Genomic DNA, 22,357 nt, shown 5'->3' with positions numbered 1-22,357 from the left:
AGACTTTGTATTTCTGGCGTTGCGCGTCTGGTATCACATAGAGAAAACTCAATCCAAAATATTGCATTTGTGCTAGACCAACAAAATTAAAAAACACCTAGTTTCTTTCTATCCCTATTTCTGATAGAGTTTGCTGACGACAAATACGTAGTTAACTGTAGGTATATTAGTGCAACTGCTGACTTCTAAATTTTTTTGTACACAGGACACCTATTTGAGTTTTGTTGGTGTAGCTTGTGCTTTGCGCTTACAGATGACGTACACATCTGCTCTCTTTCTTCCCTATTCCCTACCTCAATGATAAATATATAGTCCCGCAAGGGATACATAAATCAGATTTGATTGCTGTATAACGTCTAATTAATTAATGCGACCTCACATAGAATGAGTATGAATCTCAGTGATATTGACTACAAGCAATTTTTTCGTAATGCCCTTAACAGTATGATTAAGAAAAGGTAAGGTTAGGATTTACGCAAACTTACCTGGTTTATACCCAAACCTAGTGTTAAGTAACCGGATATCTGGTATCTGATGCGTAAGCCTTAAGTAAGATTAGTTTTGATGTTTGTGTTCCCAGCTTCCAGTATAAATAATATGACAGTCATGACTGAACTTACACTACTCCTAATGGAGGGTGATGTTGAAACCTCTGTTTCAGTAACGCAAAATGTGTTTATTATCGGTCGTTTGCCCGATTGTGACTTGTTTTTACCTTTTGCCGGAGTTTCCCGCAAACACGCCCGCATCTTCAAAACTAAGAGTGGTACTTGGAATATTGAAGATATAGGGAGTAAAAATGGAACACAAGTTAATCAAAGTCCTGTGGTTTCACCAAGAGTTACATGACAAAGACGTGATTTGGTTGGGTAATATCAGATTAGTAGTAGCTTTTTCACCAACGTTAGAAAATTTGCCACCCCAATACATCCCAAATATTGATACGAGTAGTCAGCAAATAACAATTTTTCGGAATGTAGAAGAACTGCAACAAAAATGGATAGAAGCAAGTGATGTTAATGGTAGTAACAAAAATAAAGAAAAACTATTGCTCGTCTGAAAGATTTGGTAGATATAGCTAAAAATTTGTGCAGCAGCATCTATTGAAGAAATTTTTGAGCAGGTGCAAAAAGTAGTTTTTCGTTATCTTGATGGCATTGAACGCTTGGCGTTATTAATTGATGTTAATAGTTCTGGTAATTTGGAATTAATTAATTCGGCAACCAGAAAGAATTTACAAGCAGAAAGTTTGCCAGCGGATGGGGTATGGATTAGCCGTAGTATCTGTCAAAAAGTATTTACAGATAAAGTTGCTATTCAATGTGCTAATACCCAAGCAGATGAACGGTTTTCTAGTGAAGAAAGTATTTTGTTTAAAGGTATTCGTAGTGCAATGGCTGTACCGTTGTGGGATGAAAATAAAGTTGTTGGTGTTCTCTATGCCGATGCTCAACTTTATTCTTTCCACTGGGCAAATGAAGGTGAGGAAGAACTAAGCTTTTTTTCGGCTTTAGCAAATCTTGTTGCCTCTGGTGTTCAACGTTGGTTATTGTTAGAAAAACTGAGAATGGAAGAAGTGATCCGTCACCGTCTCGAACGGTATCATTCGCTTAGTTGTACAGCAGTTAATCTCGGTGAGAGGAGTTCCTGATGGACGTTTAGCTCCTACGGAAAGTGAAATCAGTATTTTGTTTGCTGATTTGGTGGGATTTACGGCTATTTCTGAACGGCTCAAACCCCAAGATATTGCTAAATTATTAAACTATTTATTTGAAGAAATGTTACAAGAAGTGTTTGCTTATGGCGGCACTTTAGATAAATATATTGGCGATTGTATTATGGCGTTTTTTGGCGCTCCTGAACCACAATCTGATCATCCAGACCGAGCAGTTGCTGCGGCTAAGGGTATGCTTTCTCGTCTACAAAATCTCAATAATAATAATTTTTGGACTGAACCTTTACAATTACGTATTGCTATTAATAGCGGTAAAGCCGTTGTTGGTGATGTGGGTAGTTCTCAAAGGGTGGATTATACTGCATTGGGAGCAACAATTAATCTGGCAGCTAGAATGGAACAAATTTGTCCTCCTGGTGAATGTGTTATTAGTGAAGTTACTTATAAAATGCTGTCGCAACGGTCAGAGTTTGAAGAAATGGGAGATTATCGTTTTAAAGGTATTAGTCGATTTATTAAGATTTATCAGACAAAAATGGTTAATTTTTATTAGTCAGTGGTCACTTGTTAATTCATTACTACTATTTTTTAAGTGTATTTTTCAGGCTGTATAATTTATTTCAAATTTAATTGTCAATTTTTAAAATTAAGCAACTCTTTTGAAATTAAGAGACTAAAATTTTGATGGTGGCTTCTATGATGAATCTGTGTAAGACTAGTAAGCTACTTCAAGCTATTTTTTAACGGGAGGTCAGGGAATGGCTATTGCTACCATTAATCCCGCCACTGGGGAAACGCTGAAAACCTTTGAACCACTGAATCATGGGGAAATTGCTGCTAAATTGGATTTGGCACAGTCGGCTTTTGAGGAGTATCGTAGGACTAGTTTTCCAGAGCGATCGCACTGGTTGGTTACAACAAGCAGCCACTATTTTAGAGCAAGAAAAAGGCAAATTTTGCCAAATTAATGACTTTGGAAATGGGTAAAACTTTCAAATCTGCGATCGCAGAAGTGGAAAAATGCGCCCTTGTTTGTCGTTACTATGCCGAAAATGCTCCTAATTTTCTCGCTGATGTCACCGTCAAAACTGATGCTAGTCAAAGTTTTGTTAGATATCAGCCTCTAGGGATAATTCTCGCTGTCATGCCTTGGAATTTCCCCTTCTGGCAAGTTTTCCGCTTTGCAGCACCAGCACTCATGGCCGGAAATGTGGGTTTACTCAAACACGCATCCAACGTTCCGCAGTGTGCTTTAGCAATTGAAGATATTATCAACCGTGCAGGTTTTCCAGCAGGTGTGTTTCAAACTTTATTGATTGGTGCTTCTCAAGTTGCCGATTTAATGGCTGATGACCGCGTAAAAGCAGCCACCTTGACGGGAAGTGAACCAGCAGGTGCTTCTTTAGCTGTTGCAGCTGGGAAACAACTGAAAAAACCGTCTTGGAATTAGGGGAAGTGACCCTTTCATAGTATTGGAAAGTGCTGATTTAGAAACAGCAGTATCCACCGCAGTTACAGCACGGATGTTAAATAATGGACAATCTTGTATTGCCGCTAAACGCTTTATTTTAGCAGAAACAATTGCTGATAAATTTGAAAAACTGCTGTTAGAAAAATTCCAAACTCTGAAAATTGGTGATCCTCTGGCAACAGAAACAGATATCGGTCCATTGGCAACAGCCGATATTCTCCAAGATTTAGACCAACAAGTCAAAATTGCCGTCGAAAGTGGTGGTAAAGTTCTCACAGGTGGATCTGCTTTATCAGATATTCCTGGAAATTTTTATCCGCCAACAATTATCATAGATATTCCTTTAGATCATCCCATTGCCAAAGAAGAATTTTTTGGCTACCCCGTAGCTTTATTATTCCGAGTTGCGGATATTGATGCTGCCATCAAATTAGCCAATGATATACCCTTTGGTTTGGGTGCAAGTGCATGGACAAATAATGAAACAGAAAAAAATCGCCTCATTCAAGAAATTGAAGCAGGTGCAGTATTTATTAATAGCATGGTTAAATCTGATCCCCGCTTACCTTTTGGGGGAATTAAACGTTCTGGCTATGGCAGAGAATTAAGCATTCAAGGCATACATTTGTGAATATCAAGACTGTTTGGGTTAGTTGATAGTTGATAGTTGATAGTTAAGAGGGGATAGGGAGGAGAGTTAGTTCTTCATTCTCCTGACTCCTGACTCCTGACTCCTGTAATTATTCTTTTGAGGAAATAAAATGAATACAGCAGATTTGTTAGTACAGTGTTTAGAAAATGAAGGAGTACAATATGTTTTTGGACTGCCTGGTGAAGAGAATTTGCACGTTTTAGAAGCTTTAAAAAATTCATCCATTCAATTTATTACTACTCGTCATGAACAGGGTGCAGCTTTCATGGCGGATGTTTATGGTAGGTTAACTGGTAAAGCCGGAGTCTGTCTTTCTACTCTTGGGCCTGGTGCTACTAATTTAATGACTGGAGTTGCAGATGCTAACCTGGATGGTGCGCCCTTAGTAGCAATTACAGGGCAAGTAGGGACAGATAGAATGCATATTGAATCCCATCAATATTTAGATTTAGTAGCTATGTTTGCACCAGTTACTAAGTGGAATAAGCAGATAGTTAGACCGAGTATTACACCAGAAGTTGTGAGAAAGGCATTCAAGCGATCGCAAACTGAAAAACCCGGTGCAGTCCACATAGATTTACCCGAAAATATTGCTGCTATGCCCGTAGAAGGCAAACCTTTACATAAGGATAACAGCGAAAAAACCTATGCTGCTTTTGCTAGTATTCGCGCTGCTGCTGCCATAATTTCTCAAGCAGTTAATCCCATTATCTTAGTGGGAAATGGGGCAATTCGCGCCCAAGCTAGTGATGCGGTGACACAATTCGCCACCCAAATGAATATTCCAGTTGTTAATACTTTCATGGGTAAAGGCGTAATTCCCTACACTCATCCATTAGCACTTTGGTCTGTAGGATTACAACAAAGAGATTTCATTACTTGTGGTTTTGATAATACCGATTTAGTAATTGCTATTGGCTATGATTTAATTGAATTTTCTCCCAAAAAATGGAATCCTGACAGCAAAATTCCTATTGTCCATATTGCCTCCATTTCCGCAGAAATTGATAGCAGTTACATTCCCAAAGTGGAAGTTGTTGGGGATATTTCTGATTCAGTTAATGAAATATTAAAATTAGCAGACAGACAAGGAAAACCCAATCCCTATGCCATCAGTTTACGTTCTAATATTCGTGCTGACTACGAACAATATGCCCATGATGATGGCTTCCCGATTAAACCGCAAAAATTAATTTATGATTTGCGGCAAGTGATGGGATAGATGATATTGTCATTTCTGATGTAGGCGCACATAAAATGTGGATTGCCAGACATTATCATTGTCATAGTCCGAATACGTGCATTATTTCTAATGGATTTGCCGCCATGGGAATTGCCATTCCCGGCGCTTTAGCTGCTAAACTTGTCTATCCAGATCGTAAAGTTGTCGCTGCAATAAGCGATGGTGGCTTTATGATGAACTCTCAAGAGTTAGAAACAGCTTTGCGTGTTGGTACACCTTTTGTCACCTTAATTTTTAATGATGGTGGCTATGGTTTAATTGAATGGAAACAAGAAAACCAATTTGGTAAAGGTAATTCATCTTTTGTGCATTTCGGTAATCCTGATTTTGTCAAATTAGCCGAAAGTATGGGATTAAAAGGTTACAGGGTTGAATCAGCAACTGATTTAATTCCTGTCCTCAAAGAAGCCCTAATTCAAGATGTCCCAGCGGTAATAGATTGTCGTGTAGATTATCGAGAAAACCGTCGCTTTAGTCAAAAAGCAGGTGAATTAAGTTGTGATATTTAATTAGGTGACAGGCAGGGGAGCAGGGGAGCAGGGGAGAAGAACTTTATATCTATTCCCAATTACCAATTACCCTTTCACCTGTTCCCCATTCTTGATTTTATAGCTGTCGTGGACAGGGTAGTTAGGACATCAATTGATAATGAACTCCCACTACAAGGGGTTTTCCTCCTGACTCCTGCTATATGAGATACAAAAATTCCATGTCTAGGACTAAACAACAAAGCTAATATAAATAAACCAGAGACTACTAACACAATCGCTGGATAAGAAGGTAAATTATAAAAATAGCTGAGATACATTCCGCTAATACTAGAAATCACCCCAATGACCGCACCTAAAATCATTACTTCATGCAAGCGTTTAACTAATAAATAAGCCGTTGCACCAGGAGTAATTAAAAGTGATAATACTAAAATCACTCCTACAGCTTTCATGCTGGCAACAATTGTTAAAGCAATTAACAACATTAAACCAAAATTTAGGCGATTAACAGGTAAACCAGCGGCTTGTGCGCCCAAAGGGTCAAAGGTGTAAAATAAAAGTTCTTTGTATAGTAAAACAACCACTATTAATACAATTGCTGCAATGATACTGGTGTCTCGCACTTCATCAACAGTTACACTGAGAATATTACCAAACAGAAAGTGATTGAGGTCGATTTTATTGCTTTTTGAATGACGGTAATGAGGGTGACACCAAGGGCAAAAAAAGCTGAAAATACTATCCCCATTGCTGCATCTTCTTTGATGGGGGAACGGGTTTTAATCAATGCTATGGCCATTGTACTGATAATCCCGGCAATAAATGCCCCGATAAAGATATTAGCACCGATCATGAAGGCGATCGCTAATCCTGGTAATACAGAATGGCTAATCGCATCTCCTAATAACGCTAGGCGTTGTACCATGAGGTAACTACCGACTACCGCACACAATAAGCCTACTAAAATAGCGATGATTAAGGAACGTTGCATGAAGCCATATTGCAACGGTTCAATTAGTGCATTAAGCATAGGTGAATAGGGACTGTTGACTGGGGACTGGGAAGAAATTAACCGCTGATAGCTGACGGCTGAATACTTAACTAATGACTAAGCCGCAAAATACATGACTTTTCCGCTGTAAGCAAGACTCAGGTTTTCTTCTGTCAGAACTTGTTGGCGCGACCCTGTGGCGATTAATTCGCAATTTAGTAAAATTAAATCATCAAAATGGGCAATGGATTGGCTAAATCGTGATTAACTACTAAAACAGTTTTGTTCTCTGCTGCTAGTTCGTGGAAAACTTCAAAAATTATTGCTTGGGTTTTTTGATCTATTCCTACAAACGGTTCATCAAAACAAAAAATTTCTGCTTGTTGGGTTAAAGCACGCGCTAAAAATACCCGTTGTTGTTGTCCTCCAGAAAGTTCACCAATGGGACGGTTTTGGAATTCTTTCATCCCCACTCTCTTTCTAAGGCTTCTTTGGCTACTTGGCGGCTAACTGTGGAAAAACTACGCAACCAACCTGTCTTTTTTACACGCCCCATCATTACTACATCCCAAACAGTAGCTGGATAGTTCCAGTCAATTTGGCTACGTTGGGGTACATAAGCAACTTGATCCAGTTGCTGCATTAAAGGCTTATGTTTGTATAAAACTTGGCCGCTACTTGTATGAACTAATCCTAAGATGGTTTCATTAAGGTACTTTTACCAGCACCATTAGGTCCAAAAATTCCTGTCAGTTTTCCTGGTTTAATAATGCAGTTAACATCCCGCAAAGCTTCCTGTGTCCGGTAGTGTACTCCTAAATGGGAAATGTTAATGGCTGCTGTGGAATTCATATCAGTATATTTTCTGCCTTGAGTGGGTGTCTCTTCTACCTGTCTCCGTAAGGGGTTAAATTTTTGGTAAAAAGAAATATTTTGCATAACCGTAGTTAAATAATCATTCTTTGAGCTTACTATAAAAATGAGAGAAATATGAAAAACTCTATAATTAGAATTAATCTGCAAGATAAATGAAACTAATACCTGGGATTAATGGCGACAGTCTGTGGTTATGTATAAGCCTGACACAGAAGGGGATTCGAGACGTATACACAAGTCATGAAAGAATAAACCGCAAAGGACACAAAGGTAAGAGGGTTTCAGAGATATTTTCCGTAAGCCCTGAGATTCTCAATCCCAAATCTAAATCCAAAATCCAAAATGGTATCAGTTATGTTTGGGAATGTTGTTACCTTTGGCGTTATTCGGTTGTACTCCCTCAGACTCCCAAGCACCAAGAAATGGTAAGCAGCAGGTTGTAGCAACTAGTACCATTATTGCTGACTTAGCCCAAGAAGTTGCTGGAGATGAAGTCAAGGTAACAGGTATCCTCAAGCCTGGTGCAGACCCTCACGTTTATGAACCAGTACCCGCAGATAGTCGAGTTTTGGAAACAGCAGACTTAATTTTATATAACGGTTATAACTTAGAACCGGGAATTATTAAGTTAATGAATTCTGCTGGTGGGAAAGCACGGAAGTTAGCAGTAGGGGAAGTTGTCAAACCGTTAAAGTTAGAAAAAGTAAAGGAGAAATCGTTCCTGATCCTCATGTTTGGGGAAGTGTAGAAAATGTCATATCTATGGTAAAAGCAATTAAAGAAGCATTAATTGATTTATCACCAGAAGACAAAGGAAAATTTACTCAACAAGCAGATGAACTGATTGAAGAATTACAACAATTAAATAGTTGGATTAAACAACAAATTCAAACTATTCCTCCAGAAAAACGTAAACTTATCACTACCCATGATGCTTTTCAATATTATGGCAATAATTATGGGTTGGAAATCGCGGGAACTTTAATTGGGATTAGCACAGAAGAACAGCCTAGCGCCCAAACGGTCAGTAAATTAGTAGATTCAGTGAAAAAAATAGGCGTACCTGCAATTTTTGCAGAAACCACGATTAACCCAGCTTTAATTACCACGGTAGCCCAAGAAGCAGGGATAAAACTTGCCAAAAATCAACTTTACTCTGATTCGATTGGTGAAAAGGGAAGTGATGGGGATACTTATATAAAAATGATGGTAGCTAATACCCGCACTATTGTAGAAGCTTTGGGTGGTAAATATACGCCGTTTGTCTTGAAGAAGTAAATCTCATTTTATAACTCTCTTGAGAAAGAACTACTGACATTTTTGATTGTCTAGATTGATATAGAGAGACAAGATCCGCGATTTATTTATAGGTCGTAATGCAAGCCATAGGCATTAATTGAGTGCTTACATTCATAGAAATTACACATTGGATTTTTCAACCATGACTAATCATCAAGATGATCAAGATAACCAAATTCATCAACCAGTCAGTGAAGATAGTTTTTCTAGAAAAGAACCAAATGTTAAAGAAAGGAATTTAACAGCAAATCCTGGAGATAGAATCTCTGAAAAACCCCAATCAATTGAAGAAAAAGCCCAACAAATTGCTGTAGATGTACCGGATATTACTGGTGATCACATTACAGTTCCAACATATTTTGTAGTGGAAACTCCTGAGGGTGAGAAAAAAGCCCTCCATCATGTCAAAGATGCTGAAGAAATTTCTGATATTATTCGTCAAGCGCGAGTAGATGAAGAAGGAAATCGCATTTGGTGGTAAAGGTATAGGGGAGCAGAGGTGCGGAGGAGCAGAGGAGCAGGGAGCAGAGGAGCAGGGGAGCAGGGGAGCAGGGGAGCAGGGGAGCAGGGGAGCAGAGGAGCAGAGGAGGAAAATTAATTCTTTCTTCTTCCTGAACTCCTGATAGCGAAGCGTGGCGTTAGCCATACTCCTGACTTCTGACTTCTGACTCCTGACTCCTGACTCCTGTACGGGCGAAGCATTCGGGCGATCAATTATAAGTTTTTGTTCAAGGTTATTTTCCGAATGCTTCGCCCCTACGACTCCTGAACTCCTTAGTGTGAATTATTTTGTGAAGAATTCAACAGTTGAGGATGATGAACCAACAAGGTTTGCTGAGGTACGGGAATAGAAATTCCAACTTGATCTAAGGCAATTTTTAAACGACGACGATATTCTCTGGCTACTTCCCATTGCTTGAGGGGTTGGGTTTTAATCCAGACGCGAATCATCATACCGCGATCGCTAAAATTGTCAATTCCTAAAATACTGGGTTTTTCAATGATTTGTCGCTTCCATTGTGGTTCTTGATTCATTTTTAAAGCCACATCTTCAATTAACTCCAACGCTTCATCAATATTAGCTTGGTAGGAAATGGGAATAGTTAAATCAGCCCGTGACCATCGACTAGAAAGATTAGCAACTACTTTAATTTCACTGTTGGGAATTGTAATTAAACGTCCTTCTGCATCACGCACTTGGGTCATTCGCAAATTGAGATTTTCTACTAAACCTCCTACATTTCCTACATTAATTACATCACCAAGGGCATATTGATCTTCGAGGATAATTAAAAAGCCGTTAATGGCATCTTTAATCAAGTTCTGAGAAGCGAGAGATACGGCTACACCAATTAAACCAGCACCTGCTAATAAGGGAACTATATCTATACCCAATGCAATCAAAGTTAGTAAAATACCAACTCCCATGCAGATCAGGGTAGTAATGCTTTTTGTTACTCCTGAAAATGTGGAGACTCTTAACTCCATTCGTTCTGAAGCTTCTGAGTTTAATAAAACCCCACCGCTAATGAGAGTCGTGGTAAATTTGTCAATCAGGGCATAACTAAATCGAATGGCTACATAAGTTCCTAATACCACAACACCTACTTTTACAGGAATTTGTGCGGCTGCAAGAATCCCTAATTGTAATGCTCGTGTGTAGGGAAATAAACCCAAGATAGCAAAACTTCCACTTCCCCAAATTCCTGTTTGAGTTAATTGAATTAGGCGTTTTTTAACTTCTACTAAATGCTGATGTTGCTGTTGATTTAGTTGGGTTGTAATCGGTTGATCTATTTCGTTATCTGGGGCAATTGGTTCTACATCATCTTTTTGAGAACGGCGTTGATAACGATATATTAATGAACTTGAAAGAATCATGATTAAACCAATAGCACCAGCAATTTTGCCTTGATTGATTAAAGATGAAGTTTGGCGTTCTTCCTTAGAAAACTCCAGGTCTTTTTGCAAATTATCGGCGATTTCATTAGCTAGTGTTAATGCTTCTATTTGACGTAATTTAGCGTCTTGAGAATTGACAGTCATCAAATATTTATCATTGATGTAAATTACTGGCAAATCTTTGGATGTTCGGATTTGTACCTTAAATTCTGGTGCAGTTGATTGAAAGTAATCGTGGCTAATTTCCTGTAAATTCCGTTGGATATTTTGTAATCGTTCCGAGACATCGTTTTTTGATGCGGCTATCTGAAATAATGGTCTGCCATCTAAATAAATCCATTCGGAAACAGTTTGATTTTCGTTCTGATTACTTACACTACTAGGAGTTTGTAAGTAGGGTAAAAGGAATCTGGGCTGTAGCTTTTGGAACAGAGACAACGGTAACAGCCATTGAAACTGCTGCAATTGCCAAAAATTTTAAACGCACTCAAAAACCTCCTTGAGTCAAATTTATGATCGGGTACTCATAGAGTTATTGCCAACATAGAGGCTATATTATCTATCTTTGGTCAAATCTGCCTTTAATTTCTGTTATTTATATCTGAAGATAGATACACTATGTTGATAGTCATTACCAGACCTGTTGTTCATAATACTAATAGCAGAGATTGGTGAAGATTGACAACTTGGATCAAAATTGTGATTGATAAATTATCGCTTTTTTTCTGTTATATCCGCTCTGATTCGGTAATTACAGCGAAAATTTGCCACTTGTAAGAAATTCTTGTTAAAGTACGTAAAGGTTTCTAGACCTTTCTGTTTTTTAGAGGATAATTTGAATGACCGCAACAACTCCCAGATTAAAGCACGAGGTTAAAGACCTCGCCCTTGCTCCCTTGGGAAGACAACGGATTGAATGGGCTGGACGGGAAATGCCCGTATTGAAGCAAATTCGCGATCGCTTTGAGAAAGAAAAGCCATTTGCTGGATTGCGCCTTGTAGCTTGCGCCCACGTGACCACAGAAACAGCACATTTGGCGATCGCTCTTAAAGCCGGTGGTGCTGATGCAGTTTTAATTGCTAGTAACCCTTTATCAACTCAAGATGACGTAGCAGCCAGTCTTGTAGCTGATCATGAAATTTCCGTATTTGCTCAAAAAGGCGAAGATAGCGCCACCTATAACCGCCACGTGCAAATAGCATTAGATCATCGCCCCAACATCATTGTTGATGACGGTAGCGACGTGGTAGCAGAATTGGTTCAACATCGTCAACACCAAATCGCAGATTTAATTGGTAGCACCGAAGAAACCACCACCGGGATCGTGCGGTTACGCGCCATGTTTAAAGAAGGCGTTCTCACCTTCCCCGCGATGAACGTCAACGACGCAGACACCAAGCACTTCTTTGATAACCGCTATGGTACAGGTCAATCTACCTTAGATGGAATTATCCGCGCTACAAATATTTTGTTAGCTGGTAAAACTGTTGTGGTTGTCGGTTATGGCTGGTGTGGTAAGGGTACAGCCCTCCGCGCTCGTGGGATGGGTGCAAACGTCATTGTCACCGAAATTGACCACATCAAGGCAATTGAAGCCGTTATGGATGGTTTCCGGGTGCTACCAATGGCGGAAGCAGCGCCTCACGGTGATATCTTCATTACTGTGACAGGTAACAAGCACGTCGTTCGCGGTGAACACTTCGATGTGATGAAAGACGGTGCGATCGTTTGTAACTCTGGTCACTTTGATTTGGAACTTGATTTGAAATACTTAGCCGCTAATGCTAAGGAAATCAAGGATGTCCGTCCTTTCACCCAAGAGTATAAGTTGACAAATGGTAAATCCGTTGTCGTACTCGGAGAAGGGCGTTTGATTAATTTGGCTGCTGCTGAAGGACACCCCAGCGCGGTTATGGATATGAGTTTTGCTAACCAAGCTTTGGCTGTTGAATACCTGGTGAAAAATAAGGGTAGTTTAGCTGCTGGTTTGCACTCTATTCCTAGAGAAGTGGATGAAGAAATTGCTCGCTTGAAGTTGCAAGCTATGGGCATTTTCATTGATAGTTTGACAGCAGATCAAATTGACTATATCAATTCTTGGACTTCTGGAACGTAAGTCATTAATTAGTTGATTTTTTCGGGGATAGGCTTTTGGGCTTATCCCTTTTTTATTAAGAATTATTTACTTTTATTTTTACAACCACACCATATTTATATGATATTCTAGATAGAATATACATAATTTTGATATTTTGTGAGGCTTATAGTGTTTACACAAGTTACTCTAGAAAATTTTAGAACTCACAAACTAACAACGATAGAATTATATCCAGTAACATTATTAATTGGAAATAATAATTCAGGTAAAACAAATCTTCTTGTCGGTATACAACATTTTTGTCACCTGATAAGAAGAGGAAAACCCGTAATCGTCATCGAACAGTAAGGGCTGCTAAAGATTTGTATCCACACAGATACAGATTAGCTGATGATAGTGAACCAATTAGCTTTTCCATTACTTGGAATAATACCCAAACTGAAATTTCTTATCATATTTCCATATATAAAAACGAGAATTTTCAGGGTAATGCTAGTTGTCAGGAAAAAATAACTCTTAAATTAGCCGATCATGAACAATTTGAAGTTACAAGTGGTTATGATTCTCCTACTGATTTGTTAGATCTACGAGAAAAAGTAGAGTCAGAATCATCTTTAGCAGAAACAGAAAAGCAATTATGTAGAACCTTTTTTCGAGATTTAGCCAGTATCTTTAGTTATCATTTTCAGCCAACTTTTCTTAAAGGAATTGTTAAAGGTAATGAAAAGAATACAGAAGAAACACAAGGTACTGAAATAGATATCAATTCTGAGATAGAAGAAATTAAAATACCAGCAGCTTTAGGAGAAAATGGAAGTAATCTTCAGTCCATTCTCAGACATATTAAAGAAAATGAGCAAAGAACATTTTCTCTATTTCTTGCCAAAATGAGAACTCTTGATAGAAGTTTTCAAGGGATTCGTTATGATCCAAAACGTTCCAGTTTAATTTGGGAATTCGACTTAGGGCGTAAAGGATATGTTGAAGAATTTATGCCGGATGTAATATCAGATGGTTTTATGAAAATTGCGGCAATAAGTTTGCTGTCATCATTGCGAAGACCGCCTGCTCTTATTATGTTAGAAGAGATAGAAAATGGCATAAATCCAGGCAATATACAACAACTCATGAATTGGATTTGGCAAGCAACATCACCTAGTCAAGAAGGTTTTTCATCACAATTTATCCTTACTTCTCACAGTCCTTCAGTTCTGCGTGAATTTAACCAACAAGCAGATCATGTTTATACAGTACGTTTAGATAAACGTAGCCGACAAAGCGATGTTAGAAATCTAAATGCTGCACTTGAAACTCTTGTAGGAATCGGAACTATTAAAGATGATGAAGTGGAATATGAAGAAAGAACTGGTAAACTTCCACTAATAAAAATTCCAAAATATCAGTTAGCAGAACTGTGGTACTCAGGGACAATAGGTTAGAATATGATGGATAAAATTAATGTAGGGATTGTTGGTGATGGTGCAACTGATCATAAAATTTTTGGAAAAATTATTGAATGTATTTTGTTAGAGGAAAATCCAGAAAATATAAGTTGCGAAATCATACCATTAGTTAGGCATAAAATTTGTGATCATGTTCAAAAGTATAAACGTGAATGTAAGAAAGATAGTGATTATTATTTACCAAGTCAAGCAGCAGTTACACTAAGAGATGGAGTGCTGGGGACAATAAATAATGCTTTCAAAGAATTTGAGAATACAGTAGAAATATCTTACAGAGATATTTTGTTGATAACTACTGATACCGAACATACTCTGGGTAATAAAAATCAATATTTTGAATCTTGGCCAATTAATTTATCTCATATTCTTATGGAATCAATTGATAAATTTTATAATCTCCAAGCCCTAAATGGATATGATAGACAGTATTTACCGATAGTAATGTCTTTAGCAACATTTCCTTCTACAGAAGTTATTGTAGCCGCTGCTAGAGGATTACTTAATAAGCATTATGGCAAAAAACCACAAGAGTGGAAAGATGAATTATATGGAACTCGAACTCCTAGAGATGAAGATATACAAAGCAAAGCTCTAGATTTTATTACTCCAAGCAGTATAAACAATATTTTTAAGGATTTACCAGAATCAAGAGTTTTTATTAAAACATTATCTCTTGGATTAAAATATTGTTTATCAAACTGTCATTCAGATGATTAAATCATACTATGGAAACATTAAATTATCGAGAAATAGTTATGTAGGTTGGGTTGAGAAAACCCAACATCTTTATAATTTTATCGTGTTGGGTTGCGCTTTGCTTAACCCAACCTACGAATTATTACTAAGTAAAGAACAATGAGAATAGGATAGAATTTAATGTAAAGCAATGATAAAATAAAGTAATGTCAAAAAAGCGTAAATTACTGGAGAAAGTTCTTTCAGGATCTAAAAATCTCTTCAATTTGATGATTTAGTGACATTAGTTGAAGCCTTTGGTTTTTCCCTATCACATATAAACGGTAGTCATCACATTTTTACACATCCAACTATCCCCGAACTTATTAACTTACAAAATCGCAATGGTAAAGCTATTCCTTATCAAATTCGGCAATTTTTAATATTAAATATTAATCGAAAAATATTCCTTAACTATGGATAATGAATAATGAAACACTATCACATTAATATTTTCTACAGTCAAGAAGATGAAGGTTATATTGCTGATATTCCTGATTTAAAATATTGTTCAGGATTTGGTTTAACTGAAGAAGAAGCACTGCAAGAAGTTCTCAAAGCTAAAACTGCTTGGTTAGAAGCTGCTAAAATAGAAGGTAAACCCATTCCACCAAGCAAGATATAAACCTGTAATTTATCAAATAGCTTCATAACTTTATAGTTTACTGGTTTTGCATCGGTTTAGATTTTTACTTGATTTTCTGTGATTCTGATTCAAAAAATATAATACCATGATACAAAAAACATACCCACTTCCTCTAACCTTCGAGCAAATTCTTAATCTTGTATTACAACTTCCCCCACAAGAACAAGAAGAAATTATCCAACAAATAAAAATAAACTTACCAAAAAAAAGAAGAAGATTTACTGACTGTTTTTGATAGAATCGGTAGAAATGCTCAATCTAAAGGACTTACAGAAGAAATTTTAGCAGAATTATTAGCTGATGAATCATAAATTAATTGTCATTGACACCAACGTTTTACTTAGTGCTGCACTCAGTCCAGATGGAACAGCCCATAAAGCCCTAGATAAAGCCTATAAACAATTCAAAATAGCTCAAAGTGAGCAAACCTATCAAGAATTAAAAACACGCATTTACAAATCTAAATTTGATAAATATATTTCAGATGAAGAACGGCAAGATTTTTTAGAAGTTGTCAAAAAATACAGCCAATTTATAGAAATAACAACTCAAATAGATATCTGTAGAGATCTAGATGATAACAAATTTTTAGAACTCGCAAAAGAAGCCAATGCCGAATTTTTGATTACAGGAGATCAAGACCTTTTATCACTTAAAACTCTAGCCGAATATCAAAACCAGATTATTACTCCAAGAGACTTTATCAGCATTAATTAAATTTTCGCTTTCTTATCACCCCTTGAAGATGTTTGACTTTGCATAGACATTTACCATAATACCGTTAGAAATGCCCTAGAAAAAGATAATTGACAAATCACCAAACATCCATTTGTTCTCAAATGGGGTATAAGAGATTTATATATAGACTTAGGTGCAGAAAAACTCATAGCAGCCGAAAAAACTGGACAGAAAATAGCAGTCGAAATTAAAAGCTTTATAGGTGCTTCTCTAGTCACCGACCTAGAAAACGCTTTAGGGCAATATATCTTATATAGGACTTACGCAAGTGTCACACCAAACATCTATTTTATGGTGCGTCAGATATCAAATATCTGTTTATTTGCAGGATTTATGAAGTCTGACGCACCCTACTAATATGCCAGTTGCGTAAGTCCTGTTATATTACGACATTCTCTCACGCTTAGAACCTCAACGCCGCTTATATCTCGCTATTCGTCAAGAAACCTACTCAGAACTATTTCAATAGTTGGTAAAATATTATTAGAAAATCAACGCCTTTGTTTACTTGTCTTCGACTCCAAACAAGAGATTATACTGCAATGGATACCTTAAATAATTATCGTCAAATCATTCAAAAAATATTAACCGAATGTTCCCAACTTCCCTACGCTTACGGTGAACTAGAAAGACAACTAATAATAGACCAAACCGCCAACCATTACCTGCTACTAACATTAGGCTGGGAAAATAATCAACGAGTGCATGGTTGCTTAGTTCATATAGATATAATCAACCATAAAATCTGGATTCAAAGAGACGGAACAGAATACGGTATAGCCAACGAACTTGTTAACGCTGGTATTCCTAAAAATCAAATAGTTTTAGCCTTCCAACCAGCCGATATCAGACAATATACAGAATTTGCAATTACTTAAAACCTTGCAATTCTTCCTCTGCGTCTTTGCGCCTTTGCGTGAGAAAAAAATATTCCTAACAATTGCTATACTAGAAAGATTCCCACCCAATCATCTCATGTTAACCGTAACCATATATGACTCTTAGCCAATTTCACCCCTATCTTTCCCCAGAAGAATATTTAGAAGCTGAAAAATCCAGCCCTATTAAACATGAATATATCCAAGGGCAAATTTATGCAATGGCTGGTGCTAGTGATGTCCATGTGACAATTACCGCTAACTTAGTCGCCCTTTTAAGAAACCATATTCGTGGTACAAGATGCCGTCTTTACGTCGCTGACATGAAAGCGAGAATTGAATCTCTCGATATTTTCTATTATCCTGATATTATGGTAACTTGCGATTCAAGAGATACACAATTTGAATATTTTAAACGATATCCGAGTTTAATAATTGAAGTTTTATCACCTTCTACAGAAGCCTTAGATAGAGGTGATAAATTTAGTGATTATCAGGAATTAGACACTTTACAAGAATATGTTTTAGTTAGCCAAAATCGTCAACGAATTGATTGTTTTCGGCGTAATACTGAAGGAAGATGGGTTCTTTATAGCTATAGAGGAAATCAACAATTAGAATTAAATAGTGTGACTTTTTCTTGTCCTCTGACTGATGTTTATGAAGATGTAGCTTTTCCTACAAATTTGAGTAAATGAAAGATGATATAATATTAATTGCCGTAAACTTAACTTGGTAAAACCCGAATCTAATATCGCATCTACAGACCAATTTAACCCATCAGCAGTAATCAAATCAATCTCAGGAAATAGCTGCCCCTCACTACCAAAATTTCCCTAAATCATATCTCTTCACGGCAAGAAGACTTAAAATTAACTAAAGCATATTTTTATTAAACAACTACCTTCTAAGCATCAGCTAATTGTTTATTAAGGCTTTCATGGCTTTATGAATATTTTTGTTGATATAATTTTCTCATTCTGTTCCCACACTGATACAAAAAATAAATTCCACATCAGGTAAACTAAAAACCAACAATTTTCATGATCAAAACAATGACAACAAATAATCCCACAATTTTGGCTTTGGATTTTGATGGAGTGATTTGCGATGGATTAATTGAATACTTTGAAGTAGCATGGCGTACTTACTGTCAAATTTGGTTGTCACCTGCTATCGACACACCACCAGATGATTTAGCTTTGAGGTTTTATCGCTTACGTCCCGTAATAGAAACTGGTTGGGAAATGCCAGTTTTAATTAAAGCTTTAATTGATGGTTTCTCTGATGAAAAAATCCTGCAAGACTGGACAACAATCACTTCACAAATTTTGACAGCAGATAACCTAGATGCAAAAGAAGTGGCTCAAAAACTCGACACTTTGCGAGATGAGTGGATTAACGCAGATTTAGATAGTTGGCTAAATTTACATAAATTCTATCCTGGTGTGATAGAAAAACTAAAAATGACAGTTACCAGTGAAGTTGAACTATATATTATTACTACTAAAGAAGGACGTTTTGTCCACCAACTGTTACAAAAACAAGGAGTTAACTTACCAACAACAGCAATTTTTGGCAAAGAAGTGAAACGTCCAAAATATGAAACTCTGCGACAATTAATTGAGAAATCTGAACATAGTTCTGTAAGTGTGTGGTTTGTAGAAGATAGACTCAAAACATTACAGTTGATTCAAAAGCAGTCAGACTTAAATCATGTGCAACTTTTTCTAGCAGATTGGGGTTATAATACCCAAGCAGAAAGGCAAACAGGAAATAATGACCCACGCATTAAGCTAATATCACTTTCTCATTTTGCACATGATTTTTCTAAGTGGATTTGATAGCTCTATTTTATAGATGAGAAAATTTTAGATAAACAGGAGTACCAAAAACAAAGCCCCCTTCATGTTGTAGGAGGAGGCATTTGTAGAAGTAATAGACCTGGCATAGAGCTATTTTGGCGTGGGGCTACCCCCAGACTATCGTCGCCGCAGCAGCGTTTCACCTCTGAGTTCGGGAAGGGATCAGTGTGGTTCCACCGCGCAATCAACACCAGGAAAAATTGTTGGGTAACAAAACCCTGAAGACTGCAAGTAACGCGAAAAAAGAAAAGAGGTCAAGCCCTCGGTCTATTAGCACGGCTCGGCTGCATACATTACTGCACTTCCACCTACCGCCTAAGAACGGGTGTTCTGCCCGTGACCTTACCTACTTATGTAGTGAGAGCACTCATCTTGAGGTGGGCTTCCCACTTAGATGCTTTCAGCGGTTATCCGCTCCGCACTTGGCTACCCAGCGTTTACCGTTGGTACGATAACTGGTACACCAGCGGTGCGTCCTTCCCGGTCCTCTCGTACTAAGGAAGGCTCCTCTCAATGCTCTTACGCCTGCACCGGATATGGACCGAACTGTCTCACGACGTTCTGAACCCAGCTCACGTACCGCTTTAATGGGCGAACAGCCCAACCCTTGGGACGTACTTCCGCCCCAGGTTGCGATGAGCCGACATCGAGGTGCCAAACCTCCCCGTCGATGTGGACTCTTGGGGGAGATCAGCCTGTTATCCCTAGAGTAACTTTTATCCGTTGAGCGACGGCCATTCCACTCTGCGCCGTCGGATCACTAAGGCCTACTTTCGTACCTGCTCGACTTGTCGGTCTTGCAGTCAAGCTCCCTTTATGCCTTTACACTCGCCGCACGGTTTCCAAGCGTGCTGAGGGAACCTTTGCGCGCCTCCGTTACTTTTTAGGAGGCGACCGCCCCAGTCAAACTGCCCACCTGAAACTGTCCTCTCTCCGGCTGACGGAGATGAGTTAGAATTCTAGCTTCGCCAGAGTGGTATCTCACCGTTAGCTCCATATTCCCCACAAGGAATACTTCATCGCTTCCCACCTATCCTGCGCAAGCGAAGCCCGAACACAATTCCAGGCTACAGTAAAGCTTCATAGGGTCTTTCTGTCCAGGTGCAGGCAGTCCGTATCTTCACAGACATTCCTATTTCGCCGAGTCTCTCTCTGAGACACCATCCAGATCGTTACGCCTTTCGTGCGGGTCGGAACTTACCCGACAAGGAATTTCGCTACCTTAGGACCGTTATAGTTACGGCCGCCGTTCACCGGGGCTTCGGTCGCCAGCTTCACTTACGCTGACCGACTTCCTTAACCTTCCGGCACTGGGCAGGCGTCAGCCCCCATACGTCCTCTTACGAGTTTGCGGAGACCTGTGTTTTTGGTAAACAGTCGCCTGGATCTCTTCACTGCGACCCACGTCTAAGGTGGGCACCCCTTCTTCCGAAGTTACGGGGCCATTTTGCCGAGTTCCTTAGAGAGAGTTATCTCGCGCCCCTTGGTATACTCAACCTCCCTACCTGTGTCGGTTTCGGGTACGGGTACTATGCTTTCATCGCATAACTAGCTTTTCTTGGCACTATCCTTCACCACTCGACCGTCGTAACGGTCTCCCAAACCAATCAGGGTATGGCTATCTTTCATGCGTCCCTAGTCATGCTCCCACATAATAGTCAGGGATTATTGACCCTGTGTCCATCGACTACGCCGTTCGGCCTCGCCTTAGGACCCGACTAACCCAGAGTGGACGAACCTGGCTCTGGAACCCTTAGGGTTTCGGGGTGTATGATTCTCACATACATTTGCGCTACTCAAGCCGACATTCTCACTTCCGTTTCGTCCACAGCTGCTTGCCGCTACTGCTTCTCCCTACCACGGAACGCTCCCCTACCACTTAGATTAATCTAAGTCCACAGCTTCGGTACATCACTTAGCCCCGTTCATTTTCGGCGCAAGATCGCTTGACTAGTGAGCTATTACGCACTCTTTCAAGGGTGGCTGCTTCTAGGCAAACCTCCTAGTTGTCTGTGCAATCTCACCTCCTTTATCACTTAGTGATGATTTGGGGACCTTAGCTGGTGGTCTGGGCTGTTTCCCTCTTGACAATGAAGCTTATCCCCCACTGTCTCACTGGCAATGTGTTCTCTGGGTATTCTGAGTTTGCCTCGATTTGGTACCGGTCTCCCAGCCCGCACCGAAACAGTGCTTTACCCCCCAGATTTAATCATTACCGCTGCGCCTAAACACATTTCGGGGAGAACCAGCTAGCTCCTGGTTCGATTGGCATTTCACCCCTAACCACAGTTCATCCGCCGATTTTTCAACATCGGTCGGTTCGGACCTCCACTTGGTGTTACCCAAGCTTCATCCTGACCATGGTTAGATCACCAGGGTTCGGGTCTATAAACACTGATTATCGCCCTCTTCAGACTCGGTTTCCCTTTGGCTCCAGCATTCTCGCTTTAACCTACCAGTGCCTATAAGTCGCCGGCTCATTCTTCAACAGGCACGCGGTCATCCGTTTAATCGGACTCCCACTGCTTGTAAGCTAATGGTTTCATGTTCTATTTCACTCCCCTTCCGGGGTTCTTTTCACCTTTCCCTCGCGGTACTTGTTCACTATCGGTCACACAGTAGTATTTAGCCTTACGAGGTGGTCCTCGCTGATTCACATGGGATTCCTCGTGCCCCATGCTACTCGGGATTCAGCTCCTATCCTTTAACTTTCGACTACAGGACTTTCACCCCCTCTGGTGCAGTATTTAGCTGCTTCGTCTAGTCTCTAGATTCGTTATTGCTGTCCCACTACCCCAATCAGTAAACCAATTGGTTTAGGCTCTTCCCCTTTCGCTCACCACTACTTAGGGAATCTCTAGTTTGATTTCTCTTCCTCCAGCTACTAAGATGTTTCAATTCGCTGGGTTGGCTCATACCTGTCTATATATTCAACAGGCTGTACTTGGGGTTGCCCCATTCGGACATCTCCGGCTCATAGTTTGCTTCCAACTCCCCGGAGCATTTCGTCGGTAACCACGTCCTTCTTCGCCTCTGTGTGCCTAGGTATCCACCATTAGCCCTTATTAGCTTGACCACTTTTCTTTGGTTCGACTTGCTTTCACTTTCATCCTCTCGAATGTCTGTGTCTGCCTGCTTTTTTTCGCGTTACTATGCAGTTTTCAAGGTTCTGACTGGACTCTAATCCAGCAGTCTGTACTCTCTCTGACTACAGTTGCTGAATTTTTCCACTTTTTTATTCTTAGGTTATGAACCAAACCAAGATAATACTTTGAAAGTTTTCAACCAATTCTCGACCGACCTAGGATAGACCAATTCAGAATCTAATGACAG

The 22,357-nt window shown here is 39.2% G+C and carries 13 protein-coding genes, 2 rRNA genes and 7 pseudogenes; 17 read left to right on the top strand and 5 right to left on the bottom strand.

The window, feature by feature from the left end; genetic code table 11:
• Positions 1–606: 606 nt before the first annotated feature.
• From ACLLO5_RS17160 to ACLLO5_RS17150, 3 pseudogenes are all read left to right on the top strand, one after another.
• Positions 607–2,228, top strand: a pseudogene (locus tag ACLLO5_RS17160) (adenylate/guanylate cyclase domain-containing protein).
• 205 nt (positions 2,229–2,433) lie between these two features.
• Positions 2,434–3,803 (top strand): annotated as a pseudogene (locus ACLLO5_RS17155) (NAD-dependent succinate-semialdehyde dehydrogenase).
• Positions 3,804–3,907: 104 nt separating this feature from the next.
• Positions 3,908–5,550, top strand: a pseudogene (locus tag ACLLO5_RS17150) (acetolactate synthase large subunit).
• A 188-nt stretch (positions 5,551–5,738) separates the two neighbouring features.
• Here ACLLO5_RS17150 and ACLLO5_RS17145 read toward each other — a convergent pair.
• Both ACLLO5_RS17145 and ACLLO5_RS17140 read right to left on the bottom strand, forming a co-directional pair.
• Positions 5,739–6,562, bottom strand: a pseudogene (locus ACLLO5_RS17145) (metal ABC transporter permease); the annotation flags it as partial.
• A 78-nt stretch (positions 6,563–6,640) separates the two neighbouring features.
• Positions 6,641–7,375, bottom strand: a pseudogene (locus tag ACLLO5_RS17140) (metal ABC transporter ATP-binding protein).
• Positions 7,376–7,763: 388 nt separating this feature from the next.
• Between ACLLO5_RS17140 and ACLLO5_RS17135 the strand changes: the two are divergent.
• Positions 7,764–8,677 (top strand): annotated as a pseudogene (locus ACLLO5_RS17135) (metal ABC transporter substrate-binding protein).
• Positions 8,678–8,840: 163 nt separating this feature from the next.
• The gene (locus ACLLO5_RS17130; protein WP_413171693.1) at positions 8,841–9,179 is read left to right on the top strand and encodes a hypothetical protein; all 339 of its coding nucleotides are present in this window, start codon (positions 8,841–8,843) and stop codon (positions 9,177–9,179) included.
• A gap of 293 nt (positions 9,180–9,472) precedes the next feature.
• On the opposite strand, the pseudogene ACLLO5_RS17125 reads toward ACLLO5_RS17130, so the two are convergent.
• Positions 9,473–11,087: pseudogene (locus tag ACLLO5_RS17125) on the bottom strand (mechanosensitive ion channel family protein).
• 352 nt (positions 11,088–11,439) lie between these two features.
• Here ACLLO5_RS17125 and ahcY point away from each other — a divergent pair.
• The 12 genes from ahcY (at position 11,440) to ACLLO5_RS17065 (ending at position 19,003) form a co-directional block, all read left to right on the top strand.
• Positions 11,440–12,717, top strand: coding sequence for an adenosylhomocysteinase (gene ahcY, locus ACLLO5_RS17120; protein ID WP_413171692.1), 1,278 nt, complete (start codon positions 11,440–11,442; stop codon positions 12,715–12,717).
• A 138-nt stretch (positions 12,718–12,855) separates the two neighbouring features.
• A complete protein-coding gene (locus ACLLO5_RS17115; RefSeq protein ID WP_413171691.1) occupies positions 12,856–13,047 on the top strand; it encodes an AAA family ATPase in 192 nt (63 codons plus the stop codon).
• Positions 12,999–14,138 carry an AAA family ATPase gene (locus ACLLO5_RS17110; protein WP_413171690.1) on the top strand — a complete coding sequence of 380 codons (1,140 nt, stop codon included), beginning with the start codon at positions 12,999–13,001 and terminating at the stop codon, positions 14,136–14,138. Before ACLLO5_RS17115 ends, ACLLO5_RS17110 begins: the two co-directional genes overlap by 49 nt.
• Before the next feature lie 3 nt (positions 14,139–14,141).
• On the top strand, positions 14,142–14,879 hold the full coding sequence (locus ACLLO5_RS17105) for a hypothetical protein (protein WP_413171689.1): 738 nt from the start codon (positions 14,142–14,144) through the stop codon (positions 14,877–14,879).
• Positions 14,880–15,135: 256 nt separating this feature from the next.
• A complete protein-coding gene (locus ACLLO5_RS17100) occupies positions 15,136–15,321 on the top strand; it encodes a hypothetical protein (RefSeq protein ID WP_413171688.1) in 186 nt (61 codons plus the stop codon).
• A gap of 6 nt (positions 15,322–15,327) precedes the next feature.
• Positions 15,328–15,522 (top strand): type II toxin-antitoxin system HicB family antitoxin, encoded by a 195-nt coding sequence (locus ACLLO5_RS17095; RefSeq protein ID WP_413171687.1) that lies wholly within the window; start codon positions 15,328–15,330, stop codon positions 15,520–15,522.
• A gap of 321 nt (positions 15,523–15,843) precedes the next feature.
• On the top strand, positions 15,844–16,260 hold the full coding sequence (locus ACLLO5_RS17090; protein WP_413171686.1) for a putative toxin-antitoxin system toxin component, PIN family: 417 nt from the start codon (positions 15,844–15,846) through the stop codon (positions 16,258–16,260).
• Between the two features lie 96 nt (positions 16,261–16,356).
• The gene (locus ACLLO5_RS17085) at positions 16,357–16,638 is read left to right on the top strand and encodes an element excision factor XisH family protein (protein ID WP_413176121.1); all 282 of its coding nucleotides are present in this window, start codon (positions 16,357–16,359) and stop codon (positions 16,636–16,638) included.
• A 19-nt stretch (positions 16,639–16,657) separates the two neighbouring features.
• Entirely contained in the window at positions 16,658–16,750 is a 93-nt protein-coding gene (locus ACLLO5_RS17080) for an element excision factor XisH family protein (RefSeq protein ID WP_413176120.1), read from the top strand.
• A gap of 73 nt (positions 16,751–16,823) precedes the next feature.
• Positions 16,824–17,159, top strand: a complete 336-nt coding sequence (locus tag ACLLO5_RS17075; protein WP_413171685.1) for a XisI protein — start codon at positions 16,824–16,826, stop codon at positions 17,157–17,159.
• A gap of 116 nt (positions 17,160–17,275) precedes the next feature.
• Entirely contained in the window at positions 17,276–17,857 is a 582-nt protein-coding gene (locus tag ACLLO5_RS17070; RefSeq protein ID WP_413171684.1) for a Uma2 family endonuclease, read from the top strand.
• 357 nt (positions 17,858–18,214) lie between these two features.
• Entirely contained in the window at positions 18,215–19,003 is a 789-nt protein-coding gene (locus ACLLO5_RS17065; RefSeq protein WP_413176119.1) for an HAD family hydrolase, read from the top strand.
• A gap of 98 nt (positions 19,004–19,101) precedes the next feature.
• Here the strand turns inward: ACLLO5_RS17065 and rrf are convergent.
• Positions 19,102–19,219: ribosomal RNA gene (gene rrf, locus ACLLO5_RS17060) — 5S ribosomal RNA — on the bottom strand.
• Positions 19,220–19,274: 55 nt separating this feature from the next.
• Positions 19,275–22,100 (bottom strand): 23S ribosomal RNA (locus ACLLO5_RS17055).
• Positions 22,101–22,357: the final 257 nt, after the last annotated feature.

This window comes from Anabaena azotica SJ-1 (assembly GCF_047275885.1).
GTDB classification, from domain to species: Bacteria; Cyanobacteriota; Cyanobacteriia; order Cyanobacteriales; family Nostocaceae; genus Trichormus_B; species Trichormus_B azotica_A.
Note: the sequence above shows the minus strand (reverse complement) of the source record. Positions and strands in the feature narration are given on the sequence as shown.

Coding starts and splice junctions, on each gene's coding strand:
- ACLLO5_RS17130 (WP_413171693.1), top strand. CDS start 8,841: ATGACTAATCATCAAGATGATCAAGATAACCAAATTCATCAACCAGTC.
- ahcY (WP_413171692.1), top strand. CDS start 11,440: ATGACCGCAACAACTCCCAGATTAAAGCACGAGGTTAAAGACCTCGCC.
- ACLLO5_RS17105 (WP_413171689.1), top strand. CDS start 14,142: ATGATGGATAAAATTAATGTAGGGATTGTTGGTGATGGTGCAACTGAT.
- ACLLO5_RS17095 (WP_413171687.1), top strand. CDS start 15,328: ATGAAACACTATCACATTAATATTTTCTACAGTCAAGAAGATGAAGGT.
- ACLLO5_RS17090 (WP_413171686.1), top strand. CDS start 15,844: ATGAATCATAAATTAATTGTCATTGACACCAACGTTTTACTTAGTGCT.
- ACLLO5_RS17075 (WP_413171685.1), top strand. CDS start 16,824: ATGGATACCTTAAATAATTATCGTCAAATCATTCAAAAAATATTAACC.
- ACLLO5_RS17070 (WP_413171684.1), top strand. CDS start 17,276: ATGACTCTTAGCCAATTTCACCCCTATCTTTCCCCAGAAGAATATTTA.
- ACLLO5_RS17065 (WP_413176119.1), top strand. CDS start 18,215: ATGACAACAAATAATCCCACAATTTTGGCTTTGGATTTTGATGGAGTG.